The sequence below is a fragment of the Xanthomonas sp. GPE 39 genome (genome assembly GCF_000963005.1).
GTDB lineage: Bacteria > Pseudomonadota > Gammaproteobacteria > Xanthomonadales > Xanthomonadaceae > Xanthomonas_A.
The window spans coordinates 2,996,928-3,011,633 of the sequence record NZ_JZHZ01000007.1; the positions used below are offsets into that span (position 1 = coordinate 2,996,928).

At 64.2% G+C, this 14,706-nt stretch carries 15 protein-coding genes and 1 riboswitch; of the genes, 7 read left to right on the plus strand and 8 right to left on the minus strand.

Translation table 11 applies throughout. The features are described from left to right. Positions 1–20: 20 nt before the first annotated feature. The 5 genes from XALGPE39_RS12575 to XALGPE39_RS12595 all read right to left on the minus strand — a co-directional run bounded on the left by XALGPE39_RS12575 (position 21) and on the right by XALGPE39_RS12595 (position 4,621). Positions 21–1,205 carry a cystathionine gamma-synthase gene (locus XALGPE39_RS12575; protein ID WP_045728471.1) on the minus strand — a complete coding sequence of 395 codons (1,185 nt, stop codon included), beginning with the start codon at positions 1,203–1,205 and terminating at the stop codon, positions 21–23. A gap of 83 nt (positions 1,206–1,288) precedes the next feature. Continuing rightward, positions 1,289–2,659 (minus strand): pyridoxal-phosphate dependent enzyme, encoded by a 1,371-nt coding sequence (locus XALGPE39_RS12580; RefSeq protein WP_045728472.1) that lies wholly within the window; start codon positions 2,657–2,659, stop codon positions 1,289–1,291. Positions 2,660–2,838: 179 nt separating this feature from the next. Next, positions 2,839–3,057 carry a YdcH family protein gene (locus XALGPE39_RS12585; RefSeq protein WP_045728473.1) on the minus strand — a complete coding sequence of 73 codons (219 nt, stop codon included), beginning with the start codon at positions 3,055–3,057 and terminating at the stop codon, positions 2,839–2,841. A 320-nt stretch (positions 3,058–3,377) separates the two neighbouring features. Then, positions 3,378–4,274, minus strand: coding sequence for an OmpA family protein (locus XALGPE39_RS12590; RefSeq protein ID WP_045728474.1), 897 nt, complete (start codon positions 4,272–4,274; stop codon positions 3,378–3,380). After that, entirely contained in the window at positions 4,271–4,621 is a 351-nt protein-coding gene (locus XALGPE39_RS12595) for a DUF4398 domain-containing protein (protein WP_045728475.1), read from the minus strand. Before XALGPE39_RS12595 ends, XALGPE39_RS12590 begins: the two co-directional genes overlap by 4 nt. A 148-nt stretch (positions 4,622–4,769) precedes the next feature. Between XALGPE39_RS12595 and XALGPE39_RS12600 the strand changes: the two genes are divergently transcribed. After that, the gene (locus XALGPE39_RS12600; protein ID WP_045728476.1) at positions 4,770–5,909 is read left to right on the plus strand and encodes a PilT/PilU family type 4a pilus ATPase; all 1,140 of its coding nucleotides are present in this window, start codon (positions 4,770–4,772) and stop codon (positions 5,907–5,909) included. A 50-nt stretch (positions 5,910–5,959) separates the two neighbouring features. Here XALGPE39_RS12600 and maiA read toward each other — a convergent pair whose 3' ends face one another. Together maiA and XALGPE39_RS12610 are read right to left on the minus strand one after the other, a co-directional pair. Then, the gene (maiA, locus tag XALGPE39_RS12605; protein WP_045728477.1) at positions 5,960–6,619 is read right to left on the minus strand and encodes a maleylacetoacetate isomerase; all 660 of its coding nucleotides are present in this window, start codon (positions 6,617–6,619) and stop codon (positions 5,960–5,962) included. A gap of 90 nt (positions 6,620–6,709) precedes the next feature. After that, on the minus strand, positions 6,710–7,699 hold the full coding sequence (locus tag XALGPE39_RS12610; RefSeq protein WP_045728478.1) for a fumarylacetoacetate hydrolase family protein: 990 nt from the start codon (positions 7,697–7,699) through the stop codon (positions 6,710–6,712). 346 nt (positions 7,700–8,045) lie between these two features. On the opposite strand from XALGPE39_RS12610, the gene XALGPE39_RS12615 reads away from it, so the two are divergent. From XALGPE39_RS12615 to XALGPE39_RS12625, 3 genes are all read left to right on the plus strand, one after another. Further along, the gene (locus XALGPE39_RS12615; protein WP_045728479.1) at positions 8,046–9,416 is read left to right on the plus strand and encodes a DEAD/DEAH box helicase; all 1,371 of its coding nucleotides are present in this window, start codon (positions 8,046–8,048) and stop codon (positions 9,414–9,416) included. Positions 9,417–9,566: 150 nt separating this feature from the next. Continuing rightward, positions 9,567–9,929 (plus strand): 6-carboxytetrahydropterin synthase QueD, encoded by a 363-nt coding sequence (gene queD / locus XALGPE39_RS12620; protein WP_012917191.1) that lies wholly within the window; start codon positions 9,567–9,569, stop codon positions 9,927–9,929. Between the two features lie 199 nt (positions 9,930–10,128). After that, positions 10,129–10,506, plus strand: coding sequence for a phasin family protein (locus tag XALGPE39_RS12625; protein ID WP_045729196.1), 378 nt, complete (start codon positions 10,129–10,131; stop codon positions 10,504–10,506). Positions 10,507–10,712: 206 nt separating this feature from the next. On the opposite strand, the gene bioD is transcribed toward XALGPE39_RS12625, so the two are convergent. Beyond that, positions 10,713–11,408 (minus strand): dethiobiotin synthase, encoded by a 696-nt coding sequence (gene bioD, locus XALGPE39_RS12630; RefSeq protein ID WP_045728480.1) that lies wholly within the window; start codon positions 11,406–11,408, stop codon positions 10,713–10,715. A gap of 122 nt (positions 11,409–11,530) precedes the next feature. Between bioD and XALGPE39_RS12635 the strand changes: the two genes are divergently transcribed. From XALGPE39_RS12635 to btuB, 3 genes are all read left to right on the plus strand, one after another. Next, positions 11,531–12,013, plus strand: coding sequence for a GAF domain-containing protein (locus XALGPE39_RS12635; protein WP_045728481.1), 483 nt, complete (start codon positions 11,531–11,533; stop codon positions 12,011–12,013). Positions 12,014–12,023: 10 nt separating this feature from the next. Beyond that, positions 12,024–12,416, plus strand: coding sequence for a TfoX/Sxy family protein (locus XALGPE39_RS12640; protein WP_045728482.1), 393 nt, complete (start codon positions 12,024–12,026; stop codon positions 12,414–12,416). An 18-nt stretch (positions 12,417–12,434) separates the two neighbouring features. Then, positions 12,435–12,661: riboswitch (cobalamin riboswitch) on the plus strand. A 112-nt stretch (positions 12,662–12,773) separates the two neighbouring features. Continuing rightward, positions 12,774–14,645, plus strand: coding sequence for a TonB-dependent vitamin B12 receptor (btuB, locus tag XALGPE39_RS12645; RefSeq protein ID WP_045728483.1), 1,872 nt, complete (start codon positions 12,774–12,776; stop codon positions 14,643–14,645). Positions 14,646–14,706 lie beyond the last annotated feature (61 nt).

Consider the following 14,706-nt stretch of genomic DNA (forward strand, 5'->3'; position numbering starts at 1 on the left):
GGACTCCAGCCGCTGCCCGATCATGTCAAAGCCCGCTCCAGGTCTTGCTGCAAATCCCCCACCTCCTCCACCCCCACGCTCAACCGCACCAGCGCATCGCTGATGCCGAGCTGTTGGCGACGCTGCACCGGCACCGAAGCATGGGTCATCACCGCAGGGTGATTGACCAGGCTTTCGACACCGCCCAGCGATTCGGCCAGGGTAAACAGCTGAGTCCGTTCGCAGAAGCGCTTGGCCGCAGCGAAACCACCCTTGAGCACAATCGAGACGATGCCGCCGTAACCGGCCATCTGCCGGCTCGCCAGGGCGTGTTGCGGATGCGACGCCAGGCCCGGGTAAATCACCTGTTCCACCGCCGGGTGCGCTTGCAGCCACTGCGCGAGCACCAAGGCGTTATCGCAGTGCGCGCGCATGCGTAGCGGCAGCGTCTTGAGCCCGCGCAGCGCCAGGAAGCTGTCGAACGGCCCCTGCACGCCGCCCACCGAGTTCTGCAGGAACGCCAGTTGCTCAGCCAGATCGGCGTTGTCGCCGACCACGGCGATGCCACCCACCATGTCGGAATGGCCGTTGAGGTATTTGGTCGCTGAATGCACCACGATGTCCGCGCCCAGGCTCAGCGGGCGCTGCAGCATCGGCGAGGCAAAGGTGTTGTCGACCACCACCAACAGGCCGTGCTTGCGCGCGATCACCGCAATCGCGGCGATATCGACGATCTTCAACATCGGATTCGTCGGCGTCTCGATCCACACCATCTTCGTGGCCGGGGTGATCGCCGCGGCGAACGCGGCCGGGTCGGTCAGGTCGACGAAGCTGAACTCCAGGGCCGCGGTGCGCTTACGCACGCGCTCAAACAGGCGATAGCTGCCGCCGTACAAATCGTCCATCGCCACCACGTGGCTGCCGCTATCGAGCAGTTCCATCACCGTGGCGGTGGCAGCCATCCCGGAAGCGAAGGCGAAACCACGGCTACCACCCTCCAATGCCGCCACACAGCGCTCGTAAGCGAACCGGGTCGGGTTATGCGTACGCGAATACTCGAACCCCTGGTGTTCACCAGGGCTGGACTGGGCATAGGTGGAGGTGGCGTAAATCGGTGGCATCACCGCACCAGTGGACGGATCCGGGAACTGACCGCCATGGATGGCAAGTGTCGCCAACGCCAGCACAGCGCTGGTGTCATGCGGGTTCGACGTGTGATCCGTCATGCAGGGTTCCGAGAAATAAGGGCGTGATGGTAGCAGGAAGGCCTGAATGGCCTCACGTCACAGAGGCCACACCGACGTGCGTGTCACTGCACGCGTCGACGCAGGTAGTTGAGCAGGTCGATACGGGTGATAAGGCCGAGGAAGGCGCCTTCGTTCATGACGATGGCAACCTGACCACGATCAAACACGGGCAGCAATGCTTCGATTGGCGATTTGACGTCAAGCCGGTCGAGCTTGCTAACCATCGCCGTGGACACAGGATCGCGGAACCGCGCCTCGTCACCGTACACGTGCAACAGCACATCGCTTTCGTCAACGATGCCGACCAACTGGCTGCCCTCCATCACCGGCAACTGCGACACATCGTACAACTTCATGCGCTGGTAAGCCGTAGTCAGCAGATCCCCCGGAGCGACCACCACGGTGTCGCGCTGGCTGTACGGGCGCAGGATCAAATCGCGCAGATCGCCGTACTGCGGGCGCTCCAGGAAGCCGTTATCCAGCATCCAATAGTCGTTGTACATCTTCGACAGGTATTTGTTGCCGGTGTCGCAAACGAACACCAGCACGCGCTTGGGCTCGCTCTGCGCGCGGCAATATTTCAACGCAGCGGCCAGCAACGTCCCCGTGGAGGAGCCACCGAGGATGCCCTCCTTGGCCAGGAGTTCGCGCGCAGTGTGGAAGCTTTCCGCATCGCTGATCGAATACGCCTGCTTGACCCGGCTGAAATCGGAAATCTCCGGCAGGAAGTCCTCGCCGATCCCCTCCACCAGCCAGGTAGCCGATTTCTCGCTCAGCGTGCCATGCTCGATGTACTCGGTCAGGATCGAACCAACCGGGTCAGCCAGTACCAGTTCGGTCTGCGGCGAGGCGGCGGCGAAGGCGCGGGAAAGCCCGGTCACCGTGCCGGAACTGCCACAGCCGAACACGATCGCGTCCAGCCGTCCGTCCATCTGTCGCAGGATCTCCGGGCCAGTGCCGAATTCGTGCGCGGCCGGGTTGTCGGGGTTGCCGAACTGATTGATGAAATAGGCATTGGGGGTTTCGGCGGCGATACGCGCGGCCAAATCCTGGTAGTACTCGGGGTGGCCCTTGGCAACGTCGGAGCGGGTCAACACGACCTCGGCGCCCATTGCCTTGAGGTTGAAGATCTTTTCCCGGCTCATTTTGTCCGGCACCACCAGGATCAGCTTGTAGCCCTTTTGCTGGGCGACCAACGCCAGACCGATGCCGGTATTGCCCGCCGTGCCCTCAACCAGTACCGCGCCAGGACGCAGATCGCCACGCCGCTCGGCCGCTTCGATCATGGAAAGGCCGATACGATCCTTGATCGAACCGCCGGGATTGGCGCTTTCCAGCTTCAAGTACAGCTCGCATACACCGGTATCGAGCTTGCTGGCCTTGATGATCGGAGTATCGCCAATCAGGTCGAGGACGGAGGAATGAATGGCCATCGAATTCGGGGACGTCGCGCCGCGATGGCGGCTGGATCGTTGATTATCCGCGTTCGGACAGCGAAAGTCAGAAAAAAGACCAAAAAACTGTGTTCGTGGCTTCAATCAAGATGACGCGGGCGGTGGCAGGCCGACGAGGAGGCCTGCCACCGCCCGCGACAATGGAACCTGTCAGGGACTCAGTGCGGCTTCTGCTCGTACAGGCGCAGCAGCTTTTGCTTGGCCGCGAGCTTTTCCCGCTTCATCTGGGCCAAGGTGACATCGTCGATCGGCAGCACGCCGAGTTCGGCGTCCATACACTTCTTGTCTAAGGTTTTATGGCGCTGGTAAAGCTGCTTGAACTCCGGATCGGACTTGATCAACGCGTCGATTTCGGTCTGCGGTTGCCCTTCGAACATAGGAATTGCCTCCTTCATCTGAAAGCAGGAACGCCCCGACCGCGACGGCACGGTGCGTTGCCTGGGAACGGAAGCACATAGACCGACAGCAGGCCCACCGCAACGTCCGGGACCATGGCCCCGGCGACGCCATACTGCGGTGCGTGCAACTGCATCATCGGCTTGGCTCTCCGTTTGGAACCAGGCAGCCGAAGCGCCGCCTGGAACATCGACCCTACGCTTCCCCGCCGCCGTCGACAAGAGCGACCGATGCAGGATTCTGCATTCCGTTGTTCAGCACTCAGGCCCAGAGAAAAAACACGTTAAACAGGCACTTCCGCTCAAGGTGCAATCACCACCTCGGCGGCACGCACCTTGGTCGCCGCGCCCTTCTTGCCCACTGCCTGCAACCGGCCGGCATCAATTCCCCCCTTGACCAAGGCGTCGCGCAGCGCATCGGCGCGCTTCTGCGCTATCCCGGCATCGGCGTCGTAGGCCTCGATCCGAACCCGCCCCTTGGCGCCGATCTGCAGATATTGCGCCAGGGCCTTGGCTTGGCTCACGGCATCGGCCGACAACCCCGCCTTGCCAGCGCCAAAGCTGGCCCCAGTGAAGGTGAACACCTCGCCACGCCCCTCAAAGCGCGAGGCCGGCAGCTTGGCCCCGGCCACCAGTTCAGCCTCCTCACGGGCCAGCTTGGCCGATTTCTGCTGCACGGCGCTGAGCTTGGCGGTCTGCTGCCCGGCGACGCTGGTCAGCGCCTGCTCCGCATCCTGCCGCGCCTGCTGCTCGGCCTCGGCGGCCTGACGCAGGCTCTGGGTCTCCTCGGCCTGGATCTGCGCCTGCACCCGCAGGCGTTCGGCCTCCTGACGCGCACGCGCCGCCTCGCGGCGGCTAGCCTCGATCAACAGGTCGCCGCGGGTTTTCTCCAACTGGTCGACCTGACGCCGCGTCAGCTCCGCACGCGCCATGGTCTCGGCGATCTCGACCCGACGCTCGGCCAGGTAACGCGCCTCGTCGCGCTCGTTGCGCTTGGCATTGGCGAACGCGGCAAGCGCTTGCTGCGCCTGCAAACGTTCATAGGCGGCGACGCCGGCAGTGAGCGGATCGGCCTGCAACGCCACCAGACGCTGATTCAACACTGCCAGCTCCGGATCGTCGGCAGCCACGGCAATCAGCGGCGTCAGCAGCAGCACCAGCGCGGCCGAGCACCATCCCCCTGTCAAACGACGGCTCATGGATGTGCCTCCCCGGTACCGAGCGTGTGTTCCAGTTGCGCCACTTCCGCCTGACGCTGCTTGAGCTGAGCATTGGCCACCGCCTCCTCGCTGCGCGCACGCGCCAGGTCGGCATCGGCCGCCACGCGCAGCGCCAACTGTGGCGCAATCTTGCGCTGACGGCGGTCCGACACCGCCCGCTGCGCCTGCTCCAGGCCCTGGCGGGCACTGGCGATCAGGTCCGGGGCGTACTGATCGGCATCGGCCTGGATTGCGCGCTGAACCGCCTGCTGCGCCGCCATCAATTCGGGCGAGGCGACTTGAGCGAAGACAGTGGGTACAGCAAAAAGCGCCAGGACGCCCGCCATTACATACTGCTGACAAGAGAAGTGTGCGAAGCTAGTTTTCATTAAGGGGGGCCGTGGACGGAGACGTCAATCGCGGCTATTGTCTGAAGCCTGTGACACGCTTGCAACTTGCAACAGGCGGCACAGGATTTTTTGGGAATTATTGCGCATGGATATCGGCTACTTTCTGAAGCTGATGACCGAAAAGAACGCCTCGGACATGTTCCTGACAACAGGAGCACCGATCTATATCAAGATCGAAGGCAAATTGTATCCACTGGGCGCCACTGGCCTGCCACCGGGCATGGTCAAAAAAATCGCCTACTCGCTGATGGACGAGGGACAGGTACCCCAGTTCGAACGCGATCTGGAACTCAATATGGCCGTCGCCGTACAGGACGCAGGACGCTTCCGCGTCAACGCCTTCAAGCAGCGTGGCGAGGTCGGCATGGTGATCCGGGCCATTCGCAGCAAGATTCCCAGCATCGAGGAGCTGCACCTGCCGCAGGTCCTGAAGGACGTCATCATGACCCCGCGCGGGTTGGTCCTGGTGGTTGGCTCGACCGGCTCGGGCAAGTCCACCTCGCTGGCATCGATGATCGATTTCCGCAACAGCACCACCACCGGGCATATCCTCACCATCGAGGACCCGATCGAGTACCTGCACAAACACAAGCTATCCATCGTCAATCAGCGCGAGGTCGGCCTGGACACCCATGCCTTCCAGAACGCGTTGAAGAATGCGATGCGCGAAGCGCCGGATGTGATCCTGATCGGCGAAATTCTGGACGCTGAGACGATGGAGGCGGCCATCGCCTTCGCCGAGACCGGCCACCTGTGCCTGGCGACCTTACACTCCAACAACGCCGACCAGACGATCGAACGCATTCTCAATTTCTTCCCCGAGAGCGCGCATAAGAACGTACTGATGAACCTGTCGCTGAATCTACGCGCCGTGATCTCGCAACGGCTGGTCAAGGACAAAGAGGGGCGTCGTCGCCCTGCCTCGGAAGTGCTGCTGAACACCCCGATGATTCGCGATCTGCTGCGCCGCGGCCAGGTCCACGAGATCAAGCAGGCGATGGAGGAGTCACTTGAAGAAGGCATGGAGACCTTCGATCAGTGCTTGTTCCGGATGGTCAAGGAAGACAAGATCGATCAGGAAGCGGCACTGCGCGCGGCCGACTCGCGCGACGGCCTGGCACTGAAATTCCGCCTGTCCGAGGGAAGCAGCGGCGAGCACAATCCCTACGCCGACTACGAAAACGACACCGACGCCTCGTCGCAGATCACACACGGCTTCATCTGAACCTCGGCCAGCGCCGGCCGACGCCACACAACGGCACCAACCGGACGCGCTCAGCCTTGCGCGTCCGGCTGGCGCTCCGGCCGGGCGGCGTCGAAAGCCGGCAGCGCAAGGCATGCGCGCTCGATCCGTTGCAGCGTGGGATACGCCTGCATATCCACCCCAAAGCGACGCGCATTGTAGAGCTGCGGCACCAGACAGCAGTCAGCCAGCCCAGGTTGCTCACCGTGGCAGAAGGTACCGGTGTCGGTCGACTCGGCGAGCAACTGCTCCAACGCATCGAATCCGCACATGATCCAATGCCGTGTCCATTCTTCGCGCTCGGGCTGCGGCACATTCCAGCCGCGCTCGAAGAACTGGCTCACGCGCAGGTTATTGAGCGGATGGATATCGCAGGCGATTAGTTGCGCCAACCCGCGCACGCGTGCGCGGTCGATCGGCGCATCGGGCAACAGCGGCGGCTCCGGCCAGCGCTCATCCAGGTATTCCAGAATCGCCAGCGACTGACGGATCGGCTGACCATCGTGGCACAGCGTCGGCACCAGCTCCTGCGGGTTAAGCCGCGCATATTCCGAGCAATGCTGCTGGCCACCGTCGCGCAACAGATGAACCGGCAGCGTCTGGTAGCTCAGCCGTTTGAGTTGCAACCCGATGCGCACCCGGTAAGCGGCACTGGAACGCCAGTAGGTGTAAAGCTGCAATGCCTCTTCCATGTCCACCCTTCGTCTGCACAGGCGACAACGATACCGATGCACACGCTCGCCGCGACGCCACCGGTCGCCCGGACAGCGCCGCTGGCCGGCTCAGGGCCGCGGGGCCTGCTGGATGCGCTGCTGGATCGCACCGAAGATGCTGCCGCCGTCACGATCCAGCATCTCGATCCGCACGATGTCACCGAAGGACATATAGGGCGTGCTTGGCTTGCCGTCGCGCAAGGTTTCCACGGTGCGCTGCTCGGCCAGACAGGACGCGCCGCGCGTGGTGTCGTGGTTGGCGATGGTGCCCGAGCCGATCACCGTGCCCGCCGACAACGGCCGGGTCCTGGCCGCATGCGCGAGCAGTTGAGCGAAGTCGAATTGCATGTCCTCGCCGGCTTCCGGCGCACCGAACCAGTCGCCGTTGATATGCGTCACCAGCGGCAGGTGGACTTTGCTGTCGCGCCAGGCCTCACCCAGTTCGTCCGGGGTGACGAACACCGGCGACAGCGCCGAGCGCGGCTTGGACTGCACAAAACCAAAGCCCTTGGCCAACTCGGACGGGATCAGATTGCGCAGCGAAATATCGTTGACCAGACCGATCAACTGGATGTGCGTGGCGGCTTGCGCCACATCCACCGCCATCGGCACATCATCGGTCACCACCACGATCTCCGCCTCCAGATCGATGCCGTGCTCCTCGCTGATGACCTTGACCGCATCGCGCGGGCCATAGAAACCTGCACTCACCGCTTGGTACATCAGCGGATCGGTGTAGAAGCTTTCCGGCACCTCGGCACCACGCGCGCGCCGCACCCGCTCCACGTGCGGCAGATACGCGCTTCCATCGAGGAACTCGTAGGCGCGGGGCAGCGGCGCGGCCAGCGCCACCATATCCAGATCGAACTGCCCATCGGCGCTGCCCGCATTGAGCGATTCGGACAACGCGTTCAGCCGCGGGGCCAGCGTGCTCCAGTCCTCCAGCGCACGCTGCAAGGTCGGTGCGATGCCAATGGCGCGCACCGCGCGGGTGAGGTCGCGCGATACGACGATCAAGGTGCCGTCACGACCGCCTTCCTTTAGTGAACCTAGCTTCATGTCCGTCCATTGCGGGGGCTAATCGGCAAAGTATACGACCAGAAGCCCAATTGGTTTCATGGGAAACTTAAACCGCATTTTGTGCGCAACGCCAATTCAGAGTATGCTACGTCAGTCTGCATGCGGTCGTCCGTTTCCCTTAAGGACCGCCGGCGAGGCCAGGATCATCCAATCCGCTCGCCCGCTCCACCCGACGCCTTTCGTGGTGCCGACAAATCCGAGCCTTGCGCTCCGGGTTGATCCACACCATCTCGCAGCGCGGTTCACGGGAACGCTCCGAGCCTCACCTACTTGCGTCTGCGCGCCGGGCTGGTCCCGGCGTCGACGTGTGACCTGGAGCATCCTGATGTCGTTTGAATCCCTGGGCCTTGCGCCCTTCCTGCTGCGTGCGCTGGCCGAGCAGGGCTATGAAACCCCTACCCCGATCCAGTCGCAGGCAATTCCTGTGGCACTGCAAGGCCACGACCTGATGGCCGGCGCGCAGACCGGCACCGGCAAAACCGCCGCGTTCGGCCTGCCGCTGCTGCAACACCTGGGCACCTCGCCGCAGACAGTGGGCGCTGGCCCACGCAAGCCGCGCGCACTGATCCTGACCCCGACCCGCGAACTGGCCACCCAGGTCCACGACAGCCTGCGCGGCTACAGCAAGTATCTGCGCATTCCCAGCGCCACCATCTACGGCGGCGTGGGTATGGGCAACCAGCTCGACACACTGCGCCGGGGCGTGGACCTGCTGATCGCCTGCCCGGGCCGCCTGCTCGACCATCTCGAACGCCGCAGCGTGGATCTATCCGGCATCGAGATCCTGGTCCTAGACGAGGCCGACCGCATGCTCGACATGGGTTTCCTGCCGTCGATCAAACGCATCTTGACCAAGCTGCCCAAGCAGAACCGCCAGACCCTGTTGTTCTCGGCCACCTTCGAAGAGGGCATCAAGCAGTTGGCCCGCGAGTTCATGCACAACCCGCAGGAAATCCAGGCCACTCCAAGCAACACCGTCGCCGACACAATCACCCACCGTGTGCATCCGGTCGATGGCGCGCGCAAGCGCGAACTGCTGCTGCACCTGCTGGCGGCCGACTCGCGCAAGCAGACACTGGTGTTCGCACGCACCAAGCACGGCGCAGACAAGCTGACGACGTTCCTGGACAAGTCCGGAATCAAAGCGGCGGCGATCCACGGCAACAAGAGCCAGGGTCAGCGCCTGCGCGCGCTGGGTGACTTCAAATCCAACAGGATCACCGTCCTGGTGGCAACCGACATTGCCGCGCGTGGCATCGACATCGATCAGTTGCCGCAAGTCATCAACTACGACCTGCCGATGGTCGCCGAGGACTACGTGCACCGCATCGGCCGTACCGGCCGCAACGGCGCCCAAGGCGAGGCAGTCTCGCTGGTGGCGCAGGACGAAGCCAAGCTGCTGCGCGCGATTGCGCGCCTGCTCAAGCGCGACATGGACATTCGCGACGTGCCGGGTTTCGAGCCAGCCACACCGATCCGTTGGGGCAACAACAACCCGCCGGACGAGCGTCCGGGCGGCAATCGTCCACCGCGCCGCGGCAGCCATGCACGACGCGGACACGGCGATGCGCCGTCGCACGCGCACGCGGGCAGCAAGAAGCCCGGCGGCCACCACGCCGACGGTGCCCGCCGCCAGGGCCAGGGACGCCGTCAGGGCAATGGCGGCAACCGTCCACCCAGCAGCGCTCCGCACTGAGCCAGGGCACAGCCTGCCAACCAGCGCAGGCGTCACCAACAATGCCGCCCTTCGGGGCGGCATACGGCTTGGCCCATCCCTTCATCGCCGCAGCCAGTGCGCCAGATATCACGCCACTGACATCGCGCTTTCTCCTCGTAAAATGCCACGATGGATATCTTCAAAGTTTTCACCCTAGAAGCGGCACACCGCCTACCCAACGTGCCGCCCGGTCACAAATGCGCGCGCCTGCACGGACATTCGTTCCGGGTCGAATTGCACGTCAGCGGAGAGCCCGATCCCGAAACCGGGTGGCTCGTCGATTTCGGCGACATCAAGGCCGCGTTCCTGCCGCTCTACGAGCAACTCGACCACCACTACCTCAACGACATCGAGGGCCTGGAGAATCCGACCAGCGAGCGTCTGGCCGTGTGGATCTGGGAGCGGCTCAAGCCAGTCCTGCCCATCCTCAGCGAAGTGGTGGTGCACGAGACCTGCACCTCCGGCTGCCGCTATCGCGGCCCTGCCGCCTGAGTCCGACGGGGCGTCGCAGACGCCCCAACCCGCGAACGCATCCCGAGTGCATCGGAAGCGTCCGATTTTAATCCAACGCATTGATTTTAAATAAACTTGAACGAAGCCTGAGCGGCTTCAGAAAAATCATGTTGCAATGCAACAGGATCGGCGTATGTTGCGCTGCAACAGCCAATCAGCATTCCAACGGAGTTGCATGATGTCCGCCCAATTCAACGATCAGTTCAGCAGCTATACCCAGCAGTTCGCCGCTACCGCAGCACGTGCCAATCGTCTGGCGCTGGAAGGCGCAGAAGGCGTGTTCGGCGTGCAATTGAAAACCTTCGAGAAGAACGTCTCGGCCACCGCCAGCTTCCTCAGCGAGCTGACTGAAGCGCGCGATCTTGGCAGCATGCAGGCACTGTGGCCGAAGGGCTTGCAGTTGGCCCGCGACAGCTTCGAGCGCTTGGCCACGGCCAACCAGGAAGTGTTCGGCCTCGGCCTGAAGACCTCCGAAGCCATCGGCCAGTTGGCCAAGCATCAGTTCGAAGCGGCCACCGAACAAGCCGTGCCGAAGCCGAAAACCAACGTCAAGTAATCTCTCGCTCTACGTCGCTGCGGCCATGCCGCGCGGCGCACCCGATGGTCTGCATGGGTCCCTCCCCCCATGCAACCCCAGGCCCGGTGGATCCCTCCCTCCACCGGGCTTTTTTATGCGCCGGATTCAGCCCCTCTCTGGCAAGGGTACCGTCCGGCTGCAAGTACAGCGCGTTCGTCACCAGCCCATTGCGCGACGACGCGACCTCACCCCGGCCCCGTCTGCTCACCAGACCACGGCCGCAGGAACGTTGCCAGTTGTTCGGCCTGCGGTTGCGGCCGATACGGCAGACGTCCCCAGCACGGCATCGGCAGCCGTTCGCGCAGCATTGCCATGTTGTCGTCGATACGCTCCATCGCCGGGTCGATCTCGTTGCCGATCCAGCCGATGCACTGCAGGCCATCGGCGGCAATCGCCGCAGCGCTCAGTCGGGCGTGATTGAGACAGCCCAGGCGCAGACCCACCACCAACACCACCGGCAACCCCAGCGCGCGCGCCAGGTCAGCCTGGTCCAACGTCGCCGATAGCGGCGCCGCCCAGCCACCGACGCCTTCCACCACCACCACATCCGCCAGGGCACGCAGGCGGGCGAAGGCCTCGGTGATCGGCTGCAATGACAGTTGCACGCCGGCATCGGCAGCGGCGAGTTCCGGCGCCAACGGCAATGGCAAGGCGTAGGGATTGAGGTCGTGATACGTCGGGCACGGCACACTGGCCGCCTGCAGCGCCAACGCATCTTCGTTGCGCCAACCGTCGGCGTGAGGCTCGCAGCCGCTGGCGACCGGCTTCATGCCGACCGCGCGTTGACCGCGCGCGCGCAAAGCATGCAGCAGCGCGGTGCTGGCGATGGTCTTGCCGATGCCGGTATCGGTGCCGGTCACGTAGAAGGCGGGAAAACGCATGACGAAAGCCTGTGGATTGACCGGCAAAACGCGCGGCGGCGCGCAGGATAGCCGGCAACGCAGCCGGCGTCAGCCCTGCGACGACGACTTGCCGAGGCAGGTCGCACTGCTAGACTCGGCGGATGTTCGCGTCCTCCTCGCTCACCGGCAGCAAGCCGGAACAGTACGCCCAGTTACTCGCTCAGGCGCGTGCACTGGTCGCCGGCGAACCCGATCGCATCGCCAATGCCGCCAATCTGGCAGCGCTGGTGTACCACGCGTTGCCACGACTGAACTGGGTCGGTTTCTACCTCTACGATGGCAAGGAGCTGGTGGTCGGGCCATTCCAGGGCCTGCCGGCGTGCGTGCGCATTCCATTGCACAAGGGCGTGTGCGGGGCTGCCGCCAGCAGCGGGCAAACTCAGCGCATCGACGATGTGGAAGCATTCCCCGGGCACATCGCCTGCGATGCGGCCTCGCGCTCGGAACTGGTCGTACCGCTGCTACGCCATGGCACTCTGATCGGCGTGTTCGATCTGGATAGCCCAGACTTGGCCCGCTTCGACGCAGACGACCAATGCGGCCTGGAAGCCATCGCACAAGTCTTCGTCGACAGCCTGGGATAAGCACGTCGCGATGGGTCCGACCAAGCTGCGCAACATCGGCCCCAAGAGCACCGCCTGGCTGCGTCAGGTGGGCGTGCATACACCGCAGGATCTGGCAGCGATCGGCGCGATTGGTGTCTTCCTCAAGGTCAAGCGTGCCGGCTTCAAACCCAGCCTCAACCTGCTGTACTCGCTGGAAGGCGCGTTACGCGACTGCCATTGGCAGGAACTGCCCGCAGCCCGGCGCACGCAGTTGCTGAGCGAGCTGGAAACCGCCACAAGCGCATTGCCGGCCGCCCATGGCCGACCAATGGCCGCGCCAGTGGCGACCACCGGTTTCGCTCACGACGACGACGACGCCCACGACAGCACTGCGGACGACGAGGACCCCACATGCCAGGCTGGCACCAGCGCGATCGACTGAACCGCGCCACAATGGCGTACAATCGGGCCGCTTCAAGGTAACCCGCTGGCTCCGGCCCGCAGGTTGAAACGGGAAACCGGTGCGTCTTGCGACAACATCGGCGCTGTCCTCGCCACGGTAAGCGATCCGCGCTGACGACCCGCCCCGACGACGACCCGCACCGCTGTGCCATGGCATGGCAAGCGTCGCAGCCGGGAGGTTCGCCATCGCCAGCCCGCAGACCGTCCTTGCAGTTCACTGGTTGCGATGCGGGGGGCGTCGCGCGTGCCGCGCCGTGTTTGGCGCTGTCCGTTTGCCTCTCCGATTCGTGACTCCCTTGCTGTCACAGCGCGTGCTCGCGCGCCGGAGTTGCTGCCCATGTCGTCCCACTTGCTTTCGGTCGCGGTCGTGTCCGCCCTGTTCCTACCTGCGCTGGCGCTTGCTGCCGATGCCGCCAACGATCTCGATCAGGTCCTAGTCACCGCCACCCGCACCCAGATCGCAGTGGAAGACAGCGTGGTGCCGGCACAGGTCATCGACCGCGCCGAGATCGAACGCAGCCAGGCCGATTCGCTGGCGCAGTTGCTGCAGGGGCGTGCCGGCATTGGCATCTCCAACCAGGGCGGACTGGGCAAGTTGACCACCCTGAACCTGCGCGGCAGCGAATCCGACCACGTGCTGGTGCTGGTGGACGGCGTGCGCATCGGCTCGGCGAGCGCCGGCCTGGCTGCATTCCAGGACTTGCCGCTGAGCCAGATCGAACGCATCGAGATCGTGCGCGGCCCGCGTTCAAGCCTGTACGGCTCCGACGCCATCGGCGGTGTCATCCAGATTTTCACCCGCCACGCCGGCCAAGGCTTCCAACAGAACCTGAGCCTGGGCGGCGGCAGCGATGGCCTACGCGAAGCCAGCGCCGGCTTCAGCAACCGTGGCAACCGCGGCTGGCTCGCCGTACAAAGCGGCTACCAAAAGACCACCGGCATCAACGCCTGCAACGGCTCGGCCACGCTGTTCGCGGGCTGCTTCGTCGACCAGCCCGACCGCGATGGCTACCGTAACGTCTCGCTGAGCGCACGCGGTGGCTACGCGCTGAGCGAGACGCTGCGAGTCACGGGTCAGGCGCTGAACATCGACAGCCGCAATGAATACGATGGCGACCCGGTATACGCCGGCAACGAGGCCGACAACACTCAGCAGGTGTTCGGCGGCACCCTGGACTGGACGCCATCCGAGCGCCTACACCTGAGCACGCAACTCGGCCGCAATGTCGACGATGCCCACAGCTACTACCGCGCCCCGGGCAGCCGCACGCGCGATTTCGTCAGCACCTTCGACAGCCGCCGCGATACCGCAGCGGCACAGGGCGACATCACCCTGAGCGAAGGCCACCTGCTCAGCGTCGGCAGCGACTGGCAGCGCGAACAAGTGACCAGCACCACCGCCTTCGACGTCGACAGCCGCCGCAACACCGGCGTGTTCGCCGAATACCAAGGCCATTTCGGCGCACAACAGCTACAGGCCAGCGTGCGCAGCGACGACAACCAACAATTTGGCGAACACACCACCGGTAGCCTCGGCTGGGGCCTGGGCCTGGGCGGCGGGGTCAAGCTCACCGCCAGCATCGGCACCGGCTTCAAGGCGCCGACCTTCAACGACCTGTATTTCCCCTTCGCCGGCAATCCAGCACTGAAACCGGAGAAGTCCAAGAGCGGCAATCTGGGCGTGGCGCAGTACGCCGACACCTGGAACTGGACCTTCAACGCCTACGAAACCCGCGTCGATGACTTGATTTCCTACGACGCCGCTACCTTCCTGCCGGTGAACGTGGACAAGGCACGCATCCGCGGTGCCGAGCTGACCGGTTATGCGGCACTGGCAGGCTGGGAACTGTCGGCGCAACTGAGCCATACCGATCCACGCAATCGCAGCGACAGCGACAACCGCGACAACTGGCTGGCGCGGCGCGCGCAGAATACCGGCCGACTGGATGTGGATCGTGGCGTCGGGCCGATCAAGTTCGGCATCACCGCATTCGGCAGTGGTCACCGCTACGACGACGCGGCCAACCAGGTGCGCCTGAGCGGCTACGGCACGGTCGATCTGCGTGTGGAATACGCCTTCGCGCCGGACTGGACACTACAGGCCAAGGCCAGCAACGTGTTCGACCGCAGCTACCAGACCGTGAATTGGTACAACCAACTAGGCCGCGAGTACGGCCTGACCCTGCGCTACGCGCCAGCGGCACGCTGAGCGCTCACCACGCGCTGCGGCCCATGCCGCAGCGCGCGCGGCGACTGAGCGAGATAGGCAT

Bases quoted from the DNA above. Each gene is read 5' to 3' on its own strand.
- XALGPE39_RS12575 (WP_045728471.1), bottom strand. From the start codon at position 1,205: ATGACGGATCACACGTCGAACCCGCATGACACCAGCGCTGTGCTGGCG.
- XALGPE39_RS12580 (WP_045728472.1), bottom strand. From the start codon at position 2,659: ATGGCCATTCATTCCTCCGTCCTCGACCTGATTGGCGATACTCCGATC.
- XALGPE39_RS12585 (WP_045728473.1), bottom strand. From the start codon at position 3,057: ATGTTCGAAGGGCAACCGCAGACCGAAATCGACGCGTTGATCAAGTCC.
- XALGPE39_RS12590 (WP_045728474.1), bottom strand. From the start codon at position 4,274: ATGAGCCGTCGTTTGACAGGGGGATGGTGCTCGGCCGCGCTGGTGCTG.
- XALGPE39_RS12595 (WP_045728475.1), bottom strand. From the start codon at position 4,621: ATGGCGGGCGTCCTGGCGCTTTTTGCTGTACCCACTGTCTTCGCTCAA.
- XALGPE39_RS12600 (WP_045728476.1), top strand. From the start codon at position 4,770: ATGGATATCGGCTACTTTCTGAAGCTGATGACCGAAAAGAACGCCTCG.
- maiA (WP_045728477.1), bottom strand. From the start codon at position 6,619: ATGGAAGAGGCATTGCAGCTTTACACCTACTGGCGTTCCAGTGCCGCT.
- XALGPE39_RS12610 (WP_045728478.1), bottom strand. From the start codon at position 7,699: ATGAAGCTAGGTTCACTAAAGGAAGGCGGTCGTGACGGCACCTTGATC.
- XALGPE39_RS12615 (WP_045728479.1), top strand. From the start codon at position 8,046: ATGTCGTTTGAATCCCTGGGCCTTGCGCCCTTCCTGCTGCGTGCGCTG.
- queD (WP_012917191.1), top strand. From the start codon at position 9,567: ATGGATATCTTCAAAGTTTTCACCCTAGAAGCGGCACACCGCCTACCC.
- XALGPE39_RS12625 (WP_045729196.1), top strand. From the start codon at position 10,129: ATGTCCGCCCAATTCAACGATCAGTTCAGCAGCTATACCCAGCAGTTC.
- bioD (WP_045728480.1), bottom strand. From the start codon at position 11,408: ATGCGTTTTCCCGCCTTCTACGTGACCGGCACCGATACCGGCATCGGC.
- XALGPE39_RS12635 (WP_045728481.1), top strand. From the start codon at position 11,531: ATGTTCGCGTCCTCCTCGCTCACCGGCAGCAAGCCGGAACAGTACGCC.
- XALGPE39_RS12640 (WP_045728482.1), top strand. From the start codon at position 12,024: ATGGGTCCGACCAAGCTGCGCAACATCGGCCCCAAGAGCACCGCCTGG.
- btuB (WP_045728483.1), top strand. From the start codon at position 12,774: ATGTCGTCCCACTTGCTTTCGGTCGCGGTCGTGTCCGCCCTGTTCCTA.